This is a genomic window from Erythrobacter sp. S227 (assembly GCF_057364925.1).
This window is the reverse complement of sequence record NZ_CP200280.1, coordinates 462078-476024: the sequence shown is the minus strand read 5'-3', so window position 1 is coordinate 476024 and position 13947 is coordinate 462078. Positions and strand designations below refer to the sequence as shown.

Annotated in this window: 15 protein-coding genes; 8 read left to right on the top strand and 7 right to left on the bottom strand. The window is 57.3% G+C overall.

What is annotated here, in order from left to right; translation table 11 throughout:
* Positions 1-2: 2 nt before the first annotated feature.
* From AC0V6Q_RS02240 to AC0V6Q_RS02230, 3 genes are read left to right on the top strand one after another with little or no spacing between them, the layout of a single operon-like run.
* A complete protein-coding gene (locus tag AC0V6Q_RS02240) occupies positions 3-407 on the top strand; it encodes a response regulator (protein ID WP_486166812.1) in 405 nt (134 codons plus the stop codon).
* 39 nt (positions 408-446) lie between these two features.
* Positions 447-887 carry a chemotaxis protein CheW gene (locus tag AC0V6Q_RS02235; RefSeq protein WP_486166811.1) on the top strand — a complete coding sequence of 147 codons (441 nt, stop codon included), beginning with the start codon at positions 447-449 and terminating at the stop codon, positions 885-887.
* Between the two features lie 30 nt (positions 888-917).
* The gene (locus tag AC0V6Q_RS02230) at positions 918-1178 is read left to right on the top strand and encodes a hypothetical protein (RefSeq protein WP_486166810.1); all 261 of its coding nucleotides are present in this window, start codon (positions 918-920) and stop codon (positions 1176-1178) included.
* A gap of 76 nt (positions 1179-1254) precedes the next feature.
* Here AC0V6Q_RS02230 and AC0V6Q_RS02225 read toward each other — a convergent pair whose 3' ends face one another.
* Both AC0V6Q_RS02225 and AC0V6Q_RS02220 read right to left on the bottom strand, forming a co-directional pair.
* Positions 1255-2499 carry a GGDEF domain-containing protein gene (locus AC0V6Q_RS02225; RefSeq protein WP_486166809.1) on the bottom strand — a complete coding sequence of 415 codons (1245 nt, stop codon included), beginning with the start codon at positions 2497-2499 and terminating at the stop codon, positions 1255-1257.
* A 135-nt stretch (positions 2500-2634) separates the two neighbouring features.
* Positions 2635-3852, bottom strand: a complete 1218-nt coding sequence (locus AC0V6Q_RS02220; RefSeq protein WP_486166808.1) for a GGDEF domain-containing protein — start codon at positions 3850-3852, stop codon at positions 2635-2637.
* A 232-nt stretch (positions 3853-4084) separates the two neighbouring features.
* Between AC0V6Q_RS02220 and ettA the strand changes: the two genes are divergently transcribed.
* Positions 4085-5758: an energy-dependent translational throttle protein EttA gene (ettA, locus tag AC0V6Q_RS02215; RefSeq protein WP_486166807.1), complete on the top strand. Its 1674-nt coding sequence runs from the start codon at positions 4085-4087 to the stop codon at positions 5756-5758.
* Positions 5759-6123: 365 nt separating this feature from the next.
* Here the strand turns inward: ettA and AC0V6Q_RS02210 are convergent, their stop codons facing one another.
* Together AC0V6Q_RS02210 and AC0V6Q_RS02205 are read right to left on the bottom strand one after the other, a co-directional pair.
* Positions 6124-6447 (bottom strand): GIY-YIG nuclease family protein, encoded by a 324-nt coding sequence (locus AC0V6Q_RS02210; RefSeq protein ID WP_486166806.1) that lies wholly within the window; start codon positions 6445-6447, stop codon positions 6124-6126.
* A complete protein-coding gene (locus AC0V6Q_RS02205) occupies positions 6428-6859 on the bottom strand; it encodes a hypothetical protein (protein WP_486166805.1) in 432 nt (143 codons plus the stop codon). The genes AC0V6Q_RS02210 and AC0V6Q_RS02205 overlap by 20 nt, the downstream gene beginning before the upstream one ends.
* Positions 6860-6965: 106 nt before the next feature.
* On the opposite strand from AC0V6Q_RS02205, the gene AC0V6Q_RS02200 reads away from it, so the two are divergent.
* Together AC0V6Q_RS02200 and AC0V6Q_RS02195 are read left to right on the top strand one after the other, a co-directional pair.
* Positions 6966-8231 (top strand): GGDEF domain-containing protein, encoded by a 1266-nt coding sequence (locus AC0V6Q_RS02200; protein WP_486166804.1) that lies wholly within the window; start codon positions 6966-6968, stop codon positions 8229-8231.
* 31 nt (positions 8232-8262) lie between these two features.
* Complete coding sequence (locus AC0V6Q_RS02195; protein WP_486166803.1) at positions 8263-8778, top strand: hypothetical protein; 516 nt, start codon at positions 8263-8265, stop codon at positions 8776-8778.
* A gap of 14 nt (positions 8779-8792) precedes the next feature.
* Here the strand turns inward: AC0V6Q_RS02195 and AC0V6Q_RS02190 are convergent, their stop codons facing one another.
* On the bottom strand, positions 8793-9377 hold the full coding sequence (locus AC0V6Q_RS02190) for a pyridoxamine 5'-phosphate oxidase family protein (protein ID WP_486166802.1): 585 nt from the start codon (positions 9375-9377) through the stop codon (positions 8793-8795).
* 210 nt (positions 9378-9587) lie between these two features.
* On the opposite strand from AC0V6Q_RS02190, the gene AC0V6Q_RS02185 reads away from it, so the two are divergent.
* Both AC0V6Q_RS02185 and AC0V6Q_RS02180 read left to right on the top strand, forming a co-directional pair.
* Positions 9588-10811 carry an RcnB family protein gene (locus tag AC0V6Q_RS02185; protein ID WP_486166801.1) on the top strand — a complete coding sequence of 408 codons (1224 nt, stop codon included), beginning with the start codon at positions 9588-9590 and terminating at the stop codon, positions 10809-10811.
* Between the two features lie 113 nt (positions 10812-10924).
* The gene (locus tag AC0V6Q_RS02180) at positions 10925-11593 is read left to right on the top strand and encodes a prolyl hydroxylase family protein (protein ID WP_486169226.1); all 669 of its coding nucleotides are present in this window, start codon (positions 10925-10927) and stop codon (positions 11591-11593) included.
* Between the two features lie 15 nt (positions 11594-11608).
* On the opposite strand, the gene AC0V6Q_RS02175 is transcribed toward AC0V6Q_RS02180, so the two are convergent.
* A complete protein-coding gene (locus tag AC0V6Q_RS02175; protein ID WP_486166800.1) occupies positions 11609-13228 on the bottom strand; it encodes a lysine--tRNA ligase in 1620 nt (539 codons plus the stop codon).
* A 219-nt stretch (positions 13229-13447) separates the two neighbouring features.
* Positions 13448-13909, bottom strand: a complete 462-nt coding sequence (locus AC0V6Q_RS02170) for a nuclear transport factor 2 family protein (protein WP_486166799.1) — start codon at positions 13907-13909, stop codon at positions 13448-13450.
* Between the last annotated feature and the right edge of the window lie 38 nt (positions 13910-13947).

The following is a 13947-nucleotide window of genomic DNA, read 5'->3' as shown; positions in this document are numbered from 1 at the left end:
TTATGGACACAGGTCAGCCATCAGCGCCCGACGCGTCATCATCACAAGTTAGAGTGCTGACGGTTGATGATAGCGCAAGCATGCGCGCACTTTTGCGTGCTGCGCTGACGTCGAGCGGGTTTGATGTCGAGCAGGCCGAAGACGGTCAGGAAGCGCTCGAATGGCTTGCAACCAACGAGGTCGACGTTGTGCTGACCGACATCAACATGCCGCGCCTCGATGGCTTCGGCTTGATTGAAAGGCTGCGCGAGACCGCCCTTCACGCCGACCGGCCGATCCTGGTGCTCACTACGGAAAGCTCCGATGAAAAGAAGATGCGGGCCAAGAATGCAGGCGCCACGGGCTGGATCGTCAAACCCTTTGACGCTGCAAAGCTGACCGCAGCCCTGCGACGCGTCGCCCATTAATCCCCACCATCGCAAACCCTTTTCCGGAGCGACCTTGCCATGTCCTTTGAATTGATCACTTTTGGTATCGCCAACCAGCTATTCGGCATCGACATTATGACCATCCGCGAAATCCGCGCCTGGTCTCCTGTGACCCGGCTGCCGCGCGTGCCAGACCATGTCGCCGGCGTCGTCAATCTGCGCGGAACAGTGCTGCCTGTGATTGACCTTTCCGTCCGGCTGGGCTGGCCTGCGACCGAGACCACACCGCGCAACCCAATCGTCGTGATCGAACACGAGGGGCAATCGCGCGGGCTTATCGTCCATGACGTCAATGACATTGTGTCGATTGATCCTGAATGCATGCAGCAACCCGATGCAGGATCGCAAGACACCGTCACCCACTTCCTCGAAGGGATTGCCCCGCTGGACGACCAGATGGTGATGGTCCTCGATCACAAGAAGCTTCTCGCATCCGACGAGATCGAGCTTGCTGCTTAACACCAACCTGATTTCCCGGACGCTTTCGCAATGACACATTCGACTTCCGACCTCCTCAAGGCGGCGGCCCATTCCTTGAATGTGATGGCCGCGCAAGTGGAGGAACTGGGCGCAGAGCTGGTGATTGATCCTGACGTGGCACAACGTCATTTGACCAGCCTGCAAAGCCTCGACCGTTGGAGCCAGCAGCTGGTTCAACTGGCCAATGTCATCGCAGCAGATGATCCGGTCTCAGCCGCAGATGACGTGACCCTGAGCGAGCTTCGCGACCACTTGCGCAAAGTCATTTAGTCGGGCGACGTCCTTTAAATAGACGCCGTCCTTTAGACAGGCGCCAGGCATCCGGCTTTCCCACATCGATATTGCCTCAGGCTGCGAACCCGCTTGTGTCTTTCAACGCGCGTTCGTCTTTTGCCTCTTCATTTTGCCGAAAAGGCTGATCGGTGTCGACCGCTGCAAGAATGTTTGGCAGTGACGCTGCATGTGCGCGGTCACGGCCCGCCCTTTTTGCGCTGAAGAGCGCCTCATCGGCCCGCCGGAAAACATCGGAGTAGCTTTCCCCCACTTGCCACTGCGCCACACCAAAGCTTGCGGTGAAGCGTTCTTCGGAGGAAAATCCTGCGATCGGTGTCTCCGAAAATCCAAGACGCAAACGATTGGCAAGAGACATTGCCGATGTCCCGGAACAGTTCCACACAAGAACGCAAAACTCCTCGCCGCCAATACGGCCCGCGACGTCTCCCGGTCTGATCTTGTCCTGCAAAACGCGTCCGAATGCGGCAATGACGCGGTCGCCTGCGCTGTGTCCCCAGGTGTCGTTCACACGTTTGAAGTGATCGATATCGCCTACCAGCAAGCTCACTTCGATCCGCTCCGCTTGTGCGCGTTGCAGCCTTTCCTCAACCTGCGTCTCAAACGCGCCCCGATTGGGGAGCTTGGTAAGCACATCGATAGTCGCCCCTTCGCGATCAAAGCGCATATTGTCGAGTGTCAGCATCGCGACCAGCGTAAGAACCAGTATCAAGGCAAGAAGCGAGGAGACGACGATATTGGCCGATGCGAAGAGGGAGGCCTGATACTCGGCCATGGTCATCTGGCTTTGTGCAAGGGTCGTGGCTGTCGGGCGGATCATTGCATAGGCTGCGAGCGTCAGGAAGACGTACAAGAGTACCCTGTCACCGCCATTGATCGGGGCCGTGCGCCACTTGTTTTGGGCTGCAAGGGCAAAGAACAATCCGGAACAGAAGTTTTGTGTCATCAACAAAACGCCCTGCTGCTCATAGATGCGTGCATAGTACAGAATCGGGGTTGCGACGATTGTCACCCCTAGCATTGCGAGCAATGGAAACGGTTCACCGTCGCGTTTGGCGACGCCCCATAGCAATGCCAGCAGTCCTATCGCGGCGTTCCAGTGAAACAGGAGAATATCGTAAGGCGCAAAATCAAAGGGAACCGCGCCTTGCAGGATGATACTGCCGCAAAACGAGAACGCCCAATAGGCAAAGCCAAGGATGTACAGGCGCGAGCGATCCTGCCACCAAAAGCCAAGCAGGATCGCGCAAAAAATCGCCATCATACCCGGGATAATAAATGTCAGTACCTGTGCTTGCACCTGGAGCCTCTTACGCAGAAGAGGTCATTCGCACACAACGGTAAACAAGGTATCAACTTACGCCTGCGCGAACTCGAAAGGATGTCGCGAGCAGATCGTGGGCTATTGCCTCAAGGCAGATGACCAATCGTCACTCTACCGAACGGCGACGCTCTGAAGATCTGGCTGACCGGTCTGTGTGCCGACTGGCTCGGGTTCAAAGCCAGACAAACGCTCGGCGTTTTCGACCCGGTTGCGGCCTTTGGATTTGGCTTCGTAGAGCGCCTCGTCTGCGCGTGCAAAAAGCTGCTCGTAAGTCTCGCCCGGTGTCGCGGTTGCAACGCCAAAGCTCGCGGTCAAACGAATGTCATCGTTCAGCCCGTCATGCGAAAGCTGCGCAAAAGCCTGCCTGATGCGTTCGGCCAGGCGTTCTGCGGGCTCATTGGGGCAATTCCATACCGCAATGCAGAACTCTTCGCCGCCGACGCGTCCTGCCGTATCGCATCCGCGCACCATCTCGTTGATAAGCTTGCCAAAGCTGGCAATCGCACGGTCGCCCGACTGGTGTCCCCAGATATCGTTGACCTGTTTGAAGTGATCGATATCGGCCACCACCAGACTAAGCGGAGCTTTTTCGACATGCGCCTTGGGAAGCATGGAACGCATCGAATCCTCGAAAGCAGCCCTGTTCTGAAGTCCGGTGAGAGGGTCCTGCTCGCTGCTTTCGCGCAGTGATTGCGTCCACTCTACGATCGTTGCTCCGATCAGGACCATCGCGCCCAAAATCGATTTCACCCCCAGCGATAGGCCGATCAGGGAATAATAGAGCGAAGAGCGATATTCTTCGGCAGGGATCGATTGTTCAAACATGACCGTGATTGTCGGCCTGAGGAAGAAATCCAAAGCTTGAAACGCGGTTGAAAACAAAATTGCAATGTCGAACCATTCGCGGCGACGCGCCGCCAATAGCGTCACAAAGTTGAGCATGAACATGCAGCCATAACCGATGTTCAAAAGGATCAGGCGCGGACCGACATCATTAGTCAACGAGACCGACAGTGCCAGCACAAGAGCACTAATCGCATATATTCCAAGCAGCGTCGGTATGTGTGCACGCTGCCCCACCCTTTCGCAGGTCGCAATGACAAATAGCGCAATACTGATCGTGTAGAAAAACTGTGTGGTATGGAAAGTATAGATTGCCTCACCTGGCAAAAGGTGAGTCACTAAAAAGCCCATTGCAAAAAACAAATAGCCAAAAGCAAAGCCCAAGACATGACGCTTCATCCCGGCAACTTTCCAAAACACAGCAAAGGTCGCTGCAAAAAGCAACGCCATCAAAGGCGTAAGCATTCCTAAGATCTGTGTTTGCATTGGTGCCAGGTCTCCTGAGTACTTGCGCTAGCCCAATAAGGTTAACACTGCCTTTCGTAAGAAACCCCTAGATTGCAAAACCTGCAATTTGCACACAACTTTCTGCAAAATGGCGATTTTTCCGGGACCAAAGCATGGTTGTCCCGATGCCTGCTTGCCCCTGGCGGTTCACACGCCTATTTGGGCGGGCAAAGCTACATTTCTTAAATTTCCGACCCAAAGGATCCGCCCCATGGCTGCGCAATACGCTTTCGTAATGAAAGGCATGACCAAGAGTTTCCCCGGCGCGAACAAACCGGTGCTCTCGAATATTAACCTGCAATTCTACCAAGGCGCCAAGATCGGCATCGTGGGGCCCAATGGTGCGGGTAAATCGACCCTGATGAAAATCATGGCCGGGATCGACACCGATTTCTCGGGCGAAGCATGGGCGGGTGAGAACATCACTGTTGGCTATCTGCCGCAGGAGCCGGAACTCGACCCGACTAAAACGGTGCTCGAAAACGTCAAAGACGGCGCGCGCGAAACCGCTGATCTGGTTGAGAAGTTCAACGCAGTGTCCGCGCAAATGGCAGAGCCTGACGCCGATTTTGATGCGCTCGGTGAAGAAATGGCCGAGCTTCAGGCGAAGATTGATGCGGTTGATGGCTGGACCCTCGACAATCAGCTTGAAATCGCGATGGAAGCGCTGCGCTGCCCGCCTTCTGATGCAAGCGTTGAGAACCTTTCGGGTGGTGAAAAACGCCGTGTTGCGCTGACCCGCCTGTTGATCCAAAAGCCGTCAATCCTGCTCTTGGATGAGCCGACCAACCACCTTGATGCCGAAAGCGTGGAGTGGCTGGAAAACCACCTCAAGGAATATGCAGGCGCCGTCCTGATGATCACCCACGATCGCTACTTCCTTGATAATGTCGTGGAATGGATCCTCGAACTCGACCGCGGCACCTACTACCCATACGAAGGCAATTACTCGACCTACCTCGAGAAAAAGGCCAAGCGTCTTGAGCAAGAAAGCCGCGAGGAAAGCGGCAAGCAAAAGGCTCTGTCACGCGAGCTTGAATGGATCAGGCAAACGCCTGCTGCACGCCAGACCAAGTCGAAGGCGCGTATCCGCAAGTTTGAAGAGCTTCAGGAAGCGCAAGCTGGCCGCGCGCCGGGTAAAGCACAGATCGTTATTCAGGTCCCCGAACGCCTTGGCGGCAAGGTGATCGAGGCCAAGAACATCTCAAAAGCTTACGGTGATAAGCTTCTGTTCGAAAACCTGTCTTTCATGCTGCCTCCCGGCGGTATCGTCGGCGTGATCGGCCCCAATGGTGCGGGTAAGTCAACTCTGTTCCGCATGATTACCGGCCAAGAGACCCCCGACAGCGGCACAATTGAAATCGGCGACACTGTCCACCTTGGCTATGTCGACCAATCGCGCGACGACCTTACCCCGACGAACAACGTCTGGGAGGAAATCTCCGACGGGCTCGATTACATGCAAGTCAACGGCCACGATACGTCAACCCGAGCTTACGTGGGCGCGTTCAACTTCAAAGGCGCAGACCAGCAGAAAAACGTCGGCAAACTGTCCGGTGGTGAGCGCAACCGTGTGCACATGGCCAAAATGCTCAAGCAAGGCGGCAACGTGCTCCTCTTGGACGAACCGACCAACGACCTTGATGTCGAGACCTTGGGCGCGCTTGAAGACGCGATCGAGAACTTCGCCGGCTGCGCCGTGGTAATCTCGCACGACCGCTTCTTCTTGGACCGCTTGGCGACGCACATCTTGGCGTTTGAGGGCAACTCACACGTGGAGTGGTTTGAGGGCAACTTCGAGGCTTATGAGGAAGACAAGCGGCGTCGTCTGGGTGATGCAGCGGATCGGCCTACGCGGTTGGCTTATAAGAAGCTGACTAGGTGATTTGGTGCAGATTGAAGTTTACAGTGACTCAGAAATGGCAACCGAACTCTTCGTAGGTGAGTTCGAAACCGTCCCGCGTATGGGCGAAACAATCTCGAAAGATGCCGGGGGTTATTTCGACTATTTTGAAGTCGTTGAAGTTTGGTATCGCGGAGATGCCCGCGGCAAATATCAAGCTTGTGTCTCAGTACGAACGAGCCAGTAGAGCTAAAGCGCTCACACCACAGTCACCCCGGACTTGATCCGGGGTCCCGCTTTTTCTTCCGCGCCTAAGTTAGCTGGATCCCGGCTCGGGGGCCGGGATGACGAGGGGGAAAGAGGGCCGGGATGACGATGGTGGGAGCGGGGCCGGAGCGGTAAATTGGCTAAATTCCTGCCAGATCGCCGAACAAATCTTCCCAATCGGGATTGGCGTTCTCGACCAGCTCGAATTTCCATTGCCGCCGCCAGCGCTTCACGCGCTTCTCAAACGCGATTGCTTCCTCGATTGATGCAAAGCTCTCGGCCCAGACCAGCCGCTTGAGGCCGTAGCGCGCGCAAAATTCAAAACCCTTGCCAGTCCGATGCTGGCTCACCCGAGCGGCCAAATCGCCGGTCACCCCCACATAGACGGTCCCGCGATACCGGCTGGTCATGATGTAGACCCAACCGCCGGACACAGCCCGCTCCTCACCCCCCAAACGCCGCATCCATCGCCGCACGCGCGCTTTCGGTTAGCTCCACGTAAGTCATGCGATTGTCGGTCTCGTGTGCAATGCGGCGGACTGCGCCTTTTTTCTGGAGCGCTTCGAGATAGCGCAACGTTGTCGTCGGGGCGATGCCGCCTTGCATGCCGAGCACCGAAACCGTCACCGCTTTGCCCTTCTGACCCGCTTCATAAAGCTCGAGCATCAAGGCCACTTCGGGTTTCAAACATGTGGTCAATCCAAGCGCACTCGCAAGCGCGGCGTCGCGCTCTCGAAAGTCGGACACGCAAGTGTCGCAACAGCCTGTTTCGGGCATACCGACGGGCAAACCACTCTCCGATAATGAGCGTATGAACCCGTTCCATACCGCTTCAAGGATCGAGCGCTGACACGGCCAGCTTTCGATGACGGACATGCATAACCGGTGAAGATATCGGAGCAAGTCCCTTGGCGTTTCTCCCTAACCTCAAATTAACTGTGCGCTTGTATCGCAACCTCTCAATTCCCGGGGGTTTCGTTTCTTGCGCGAGCTTTTGCTCTTCTTTTCAACGCCTTTGTTGACGCTGATTTTTGCGACCGCGTTTTTCATGATCTGGAGCCGCGACAAGCGGCGCACCGAAAATCTTGCGCTGTCCATCGGGTGGCTGTTGTTGACCTCGGGCTTTTCCATTTCACTGCTCAGCCCCGATTATTGGGGCCGCGCGATTCCGGCGATCACCCATGTGCCATACACGCTGTCTGCTGTGGCGATGTCGTGGGGCGTGCTGACCCGCATCGGGGCAAAGCCGCCGCTGGTCGCGCAATTGTGGATCGCGTTCACAGGCTTTGCGACGATGATGCTGGCGCAAAATGTCGGCAATTCGATTGTCACGGACATTTACATCACCAATCTCACCTGCGCTGCGATGATGATGTTGACCGCGCAACTTTTCGCTCAAGCCTCGGGCCGCGATCTGGTTGAGCGTTTCCTGCTCGTCATGCTCATCCTGACCGCGGCGCAGTTCTTTATCCGGCCAATTGTCTCTTTCATGTTCGATGGACCAATCGCTGCTGAAGCATACCGCCAGAGCGCCTATTACTTTGTGTTCAATTGGGTCTTTGCGGTTGGCTCCGTCCTGTTCGGCCTTGCCCAGATCGCAGGAGCCGTGAAAGATCAGGTGACCACGCTTCACCACAAGACTTCCCGTGATGATCTGTCCGGCCTTCTGGTTCGCGGCGAATTTGAAGCACAGGTCGAAACAGCCCTTGCCAAGGCCACTATCGAAGGCATCAATACTGCGCTTGTGATCGGCGATATCGACCATTTCAAACAGGTAAATGACATCTGGGGGCACCAGGCAGGCGACGGAGCGATTGCGGCCTTTGGCAAGATGACCGAGACCATGATCCGGTCGAGCGATATTGCCGGCCGTGTCGGGGGTGAGGAGTTTTGCATTCTGGTGTGGAATGCAGATGAGGACATTGCAGCGGGCCTGGCAGAGCGGCTGCGCGTTCGCACCAATTCGCTCGAAATTGGCAACGGCTCGCTCGACGTGCGGCTTACCGCCAGCTTCGGCGTTGCACAGCAGGAAAAGGGCGAAGGATACCGCGCCCTCTTCGCCAGAGCCGACAGCGCGCTCTACGCATCCAAGCAGGCCGGGCGAGACTGTGTCACCCGTGCAGGCCGTGCCGCACAATCGGCAAGTGACACCCTCGCGACCGGCAGCGTTAGCCAAAACGCCGGTTTCGCGGGCAAGGTCAGCCTTAACGATGATTTAACGCCCGATAGCGAAAGATACGCAGGTTAGATGAATATCAGATCGAGCGCGGGGACGAGCGATGACGGATAAGGGGGCAATTTTGGAAGGGATAACCGCTGGATTTGGCGCGATTGATCCGGCCTTTGCGCTTATTGGCGGAATTGCGATTGGCATTTGCATGGCCCTCGGGTTCAGGCAATGGCCGATCACACCGCGTCAGAAAGCCGATCCGCTCTCCGGTCTGTTTGCAAGAGAAACTCTGGATAGCCAACTGGCCCAAATCGCAGACCCCGAAGCGGTCTCGGAAAGAAGGGACAGAGAGGCTTCCGCGTTCAGAGCAAAGATGTTCGCCCGCCGCCCGGTAAAGGCTCCCGAGGTGGCCGAGGTGCCCCCTCACCGCGCAGAGCGTTACGACCACGCAGCCGTATTGGCTCATGTAGCCAAGGTGATGCGCGCTGGCACCGATCTTGGGAAAGACGCGCCTGTTGACGCTGATGCTGGGCAAGGTTCAGAGGCAGGCGATTGGGAAGAAGTGCTTTTGCTTCCCCCGCCCTCGACCAGCGCACCCGAAGAAGAGGCTGCCCAAGCCGCGTGAGCACTTAGCGGCTGTCAGGGTGAGACCCAGCGTCCGCTCCAACTGCCGTCTTGATCTTTTGCGAACTGGGCCCTGACGTGGCCCGTGTGCGCAAGATAGAGCCAATCGAGCTCTTCCAGCTCCACCAGCAGCACAGCGAAATTTGCGCGCGCAGGCACCAATTGCTCATCTGTTGGCTCATGGCCTTCGAATTCCGCAGGCAGACCCGATGTCGGCGTATCGCTTGCAGCGCCCGGCCCCTCGCCCAGATAGCAGCGGCGAGCAAAATTACTGCCATTGTCCCATGCGACATTCGTCACCGGGTCATCGCGCAAGATACGCCCCGTGCCCTTGGCCCTTATCTGGATCTTCGTGCCCTTGTCATAGAACAACACCGCCATGCGCGGATCAGCCTCGATCGCGGCCACTTTGGGTGCGCGCGTGTCGGTATGAAAGCGCAAGGTCCACGCGCCCGAATTGAACTCGCGAAGAACCATGCCGCGTGCATCGACATCGCTGGTCACGACCGCTGGCACATGCATGGGAGAACGGCGATCTTTGGCAGCGCGGATAAGCCGCTGCTTAAGGTCGGCTTCGACATCGGTCAGTGTTTCGAACATGGACAAAGGCCATTGAGACTTTGACCGCCCCCGTCAAGATGGCCACAATCATGGCGTTCATATTCAGACGCCCGAACATTAACGTAAGCCTAAACGGGTGGTTAAGCTTGCGCTCAGCGACTCAGCTCTAGAAGGGTTTCATCGAGACACTGGAAGGCTCGGTTTTACAAGGCCGTAAGTGGTGGGGCGGCAACACTGAAAGGCAAACTCATGGATTTAACGCAGTTCTTGCGAGGAAGCGCTCTATCGGCCCTGGCCATAACGCTTGTCTTTGTTGCACCTGCAGAAGAGGCTCAGGCTGAAGTGCTTGAATTCTCGGCTTCGGCTGCGACCGAATTTCAACCGGACCGGGCGGATCGCCGCGGTGACCGACGCGCCAATCGGGGCGAACGCCGTGCAAATCGCCAAGGCAATCGCCAAGAGCGACGGGCAAACCGTTCGGAGCGTCGCTCTGATCAACGAGCAGAGAGACGCTCGAACCGGCAGGAAAACCGTTCGGAGCGCCGTGCAAACCGCAATCCGCAAACGCAGGATCGCGCAGATCGCTGGGTCAATCGCGGTGATCGTGCACGTCAGAATGCTGAACGCCGCGTAGGCGAACGCCCAAACCGTGTCGAACGTCGCAGCGAGCGGCGCGGGGACCGGATTGACCGCAGAAGCGAACGCCGTGCCGACCGCGTTGACCGCCGTAGCGAACGCCGCGCAGACCGCGTCGAGCGTCGGGGTGATCGGCGAGCTGATCGTTTGGATCGGCGTGGCAATCCGCGTGCAGCGGACAGGGTCGATCGTCGTAGTGAACGGCGCGCGGATCGGGTAGAACGCCGGGGCGACCGCAGGGCTGATCGTGTTGAACGTCGGGGTGACCGCCGGGCAGATCGGGTCCGCAATGGCCGGTTCAATGATCGCCGTGTCAATCGCCGCGATGACCGCCGCATAAACCGCGCGGAACGCAGAGGTTTTCGTGATGGCGTGCGTTCGGAACGCCGCGCAGAGCGCAGGGCTGATCGCCGTGCCGACCGTCGCTTCCGCAATAACCGTGGCTTTTATCGCAATGATCGGGGCTGGCGCGACCGCAGGTATGCGTATGGCCGTGGCTATCGTGATGCCCGCCGCGATTTCCGCCGCTGGAACCGTCGTGGTTGGCGCAATGACCGCCGCTTTGGCTGGAGAAACTGGCGCGGAGCAAACCGCGGGATCTTCCGCTTGGGTCGTTATCACGCGCCGTTCTATGGCCACAGGTACAACCGACTGAGTGTCGGGTTCTATCTTGATAACCTGTTCTTCGGACAGCGCTATTGGATCAATGATCCGTTCGCCTATCGCCTGCCGCCCGTTTACGGCCCCTATCGCTGGGTACGCTATTACGACGATGTGGTTCTGGTCGATGTGTACACAGGCGAAGTGGTCGATGTAATCCACGATTTCTTCTGGTGATGACCGGAAGCCAAGACCTGAGTTAAGCCGGGTGCAAGTGGATGGAGAACCCTCGAAGGATCAATCCTTCGGGGGTTTTCTTTCGCGAAGTGCCGGTGCTACTCATCCGATTTATGGCGAAGACGCAAGACATCCCCGATCAGGACGCATTGAGGCGCATGGGCGCCAAGGTGCGCGAGCGTTTGGCCGCCAATCCGCAGGCCTATAAAATAGAAACCGACAAGGCCGAGCTCTTTGCCATCGGAGACTTTCTGACGCCGGAAGAGTGTCAGCGTCTGTGTGTGATGGTCGACGACAAGGCCCGCCCCTCATCTCTCCACGAGATGACCTATGAAAGCGGGTTTCGCACGTCCTATTCCGGCGATCTTGATCCCCATAACGCCTTTGTAAAAGACATCAGCCAGCGCATCGACCACGTGCTTGGCGTCAACGCAATCGTGGGCGAGCCAATCCAGGGGCAACGCTATGAGGAAGGACAAGAGTTCAAGCCGCATAATGACTGGTTCTATACCTGCGAGAAGTACTGGCTTGATGAGCGCAAACGCGGCGGTCAGCGCAGCTGGACTACGATGGTTTTCCTGAATGATGTTGAGGCAGGCGGAGAGACGCACTTCACCGATATTGGCATCAAGATCGAGCCCAAGACGGGCGTCCTGCTGATCTGGAACAACGCCCTGCCCGATGGCAGCCCGAATGAAGGCACCATTCACGCAGGGACGCCGGTCCTCAAAGGGACGAAATACATCATCACCAAATGGTACCGCACGCGAAAGTGGAAGTAAGCGGGCGAAAGTCGCCTACGCCTTCGCCAACGCCTCTTCGATCAATTTGCGGGTCGGCTCCACACCGTACAGCGCGATAAAGCTGCCCATGCGCGGCCCCTGCTCTGACCCGAGCAGCGTTTCGTAGAGCGCCTTGAACCAATCGCGCAGGTTTTCAAAGCCATAGGCCTCATTCTTGCCGATCTCATAGACCATCGTCTGCAAGGTTTCCGCGTCCGCATCCGCTGCGGCCTCAGCCAGTTTCGCGTCGAGTTCGCGCAGGGCCTCAACCTCACCGGCAACAGGCGCGCGCTTCTTGAGCGTGGGCACAATAAAGTCGCGGGTGTAGGCGACCGCTGCTTCGATCATGCGATCAAGATCAGCGTTTTTCTCTGTCTCACCCAGATAGCTAGCGACGTAACTCGCAAGGTTCTCAGCCGTGGCCTCAGCACCCAGCACGCTTGCAAGGTTAAGTAGCAAGCCAAAGCTCACCGGAACCGTGTCCCCAGCCCCCGGTGCCTCGGCGCCCGCAAGCGAGTGATTGGCGCGCAGCAAGTGCCAGACAGGATTGCCCAATTGCTTGTCGAGCGGCTGGTCAGCGAGGCGCTCGCGGAACTGCCAATAATCATCGACCGCACGCGGGATCACGCCGGTGTGAAGCTGCTTTGCGCTTTTAGGATTGGGGAAGATGTAGAAGCCGAGGCTCTCTTCGGTCCCGTACTCCAGCCATTGCTCAATCGTCAGGCCATTGCCTTTCGACTTGGAAATCTTCTCGCCCTTTTCATCGAGGAACAGCTCATAGATCAGGCCTTCAGGCTTATTACCACCCAGCACACGGGCGATCTTGCCAGATTGCACGCCGGTGTCGGTCAAATCCTTACCGTACATCTCGTAATCGACACCCAGCGCGACCCAGCGCATGGCGAAATCGACCTTCCATTGCAGCTTTGACTTGCCGCCAAGTGCGCTTTGTTCAATCACCTCGCCATCGTCATCGGTGAAGCGGATCGTGCCCGCGTCGGCATCCACGATTTCGACCGGCACTTGCAGCACAACGCCCGTCTTGGGCGAGATTGGCATGATCGGCGAATAGGTCGCCGCACGCTCTGCCCGAAGCGTCGGAAGCATGATGTCGAGGATCGCCTGATTGTTGCGCAGGACATTCTTCAACGCATCATCGAACGCGCCTGTGTTGTACCGGCTGGAACTGGCGATAAATTCATACTCGAACCCGAACCGGTCGAGAAACTCGCGCAGCATCGCATTGTTGTGCGCGGCGAAACTTTCAAACTTTTCAAACGGATCAGGGATGCGGCTTAAAGGCTTTCCAAGGTTCTCGGTCAGCATCGCCTGATTAGGCAGGTTTTCGGGCACTTTGCGAAGCCCGTCCATATCATCGCTGAAAGCGACCAGACGCGTCGCCTCACCCGTGAGCGCCTCATATGCCCGCCTCACAAAGGTGGTACGCAGGACCTCTTGGAACGTGCCAATATGCGGCAGGCCTGATGGACCGTAACCCGTCTCGAACAACACCGGCTCACCGTTTGGTTTGCCCTTGCCGCCCTTGCCATGCAGCCGTTTGTGCAGGCGCTGGGCCTCCTGGAACGGCCAGGCTTTGGAAGAACGGGCGGCTTCGATAAGTGCGGTGTCAGTCATAGGACCGGCGCATATCGGCATGGCGCGCGCGTGTGAAGCGATTTTGTGCAGGCGCGAAAATGTAATCTTTCGGGCCGCTACTTCGTAGCTGGATTCACTGCGGGTCTCCACGATGCGCCCATTCCCATGATTGGGCGTTCACCCGCAGGGTCGCAAGGGAGGGGCGGCCGGGCATGCCCTTACGGGACTGAGATGCCGGGTCGTCCCTCTTTTGTATTTCTACATATTGGATTGCAGAAAGCTCACCTTGCCATTGGTGATTTCGTAGTAGGAATTTGAACAGCATATCTCCTGCCCGTCTTCCAGCACATATCCGATCGAGACGACGATCGCTTCGCCATCAACACCGCTGCCGTAAACCCGAATGGCCGGTGCGCCTGGTTCAAAATTTAGGGCATAGAGCGCTTTGATCTGGTCATGGCCCACTGCTTCAAACCCGTCGGTTCTCACCACTGCGTCTTTTGTGAAAGTGGCGACAAACCTGTCGATATTGCCGGTGCGATAGGCGTCGATATGCGCCTGAACCGCTGCGATGCGGGCGCTGGTTTCGCTGACAGAGGCAGCTGACATTTCAGGAGCAGCGCTTGATCCCTGCCCCTGATTGCCGTTGGCAATCGCAGGCGCTGCAAGCATGGCGATGCACAAGGCGGTGGTCGCAATCTTGCCTGTTTTTCTGTGCATCGAAGGCTCCTTTACGTCTAAGCCACAGTACAATCGCG

Bases quoted from the DNA above. Each gene is read 5' to 3' on its own strand.
- AC0V6Q_RS02170 (WP_486166799.1), bottom strand. From the start codon at position 13,909: ATGCACAGAAAAACAGGCAAGATTGCGACCACCGCCTTGTGCATCGCC.
- AC0V6Q_RS02180 (WP_486169226.1), top strand. From the start codon at position 10,925: ATGGCGAAGACGCAAGACATCCCCGATCAGGACGCATTGAGGCGCATG.
- AC0V6Q_RS02240 (WP_486166812.1), top strand. From the start codon at position 3: ATGGACACAGGTCAGCCATCAGCGCCCGACGCGTCATCATCACAAGTT.
- AC0V6Q_RS02220 (WP_486166808.1), bottom strand. From the start codon at position 3,852: ATGCAAACACAGATCTTAGGAATGCTTACGCCTTTGATGGCGTTGCTT.
- AC0V6Q_RS02235 (WP_486166811.1), top strand. From the start codon at position 447: ATGTCCTTTGAATTGATCACTTTTGGTATCGCCAACCAGCTATTCGGC.
- AC0V6Q_RS02195 (WP_486166803.1), top strand. From the start codon at position 8,263: ATGACGGATAAGGGGGCAATTTTGGAAGGGATAACCGCTGGATTTGGC.
- AC0V6Q_RS02210 (WP_486166806.1), bottom strand. From the start codon at position 6,447: ATGCGGCGTTTGGGGGGTGAGGAGCGGGCTGTGTCCGGCGGTTGGGTC.
- AC0V6Q_RS02175 (WP_486166800.1), bottom strand. From the start codon at position 13,228: ATGACTGACACCGCACTTATCGAAGCCGCCCGTTCTTCCAAAGCCTGG.
- ettA (WP_486166807.1), top strand. From the start codon at position 4,085: ATGGCTGCGCAATACGCTTTCGTAATGAAAGGCATGACCAAGAGTTTC.
- AC0V6Q_RS02185 (WP_486166801.1), top strand. From the start codon at position 9,588: ATGGATTTAACGCAGTTCTTGCGAGGAAGCGCTCTATCGGCCCTGGCC.
- AC0V6Q_RS02190 (WP_486166802.1), bottom strand. From the start codon at position 9,377: ATGTTCGAAACACTGACCGATGTCGAAGCCGACCTTAAGCAGCGGCTT.
- AC0V6Q_RS02230 (WP_486166810.1), top strand. From the start codon at position 918: ATGACACATTCGACTTCCGACCTCCTCAAGGCGGCGGCCCATTCCTTG.
- AC0V6Q_RS02205 (WP_486166805.1), bottom strand. From the start codon at position 6,859: ATGTCCGTCATCGAAAGCTGGCCGTGTCAGCGCTCGATCCTTGAAGCG.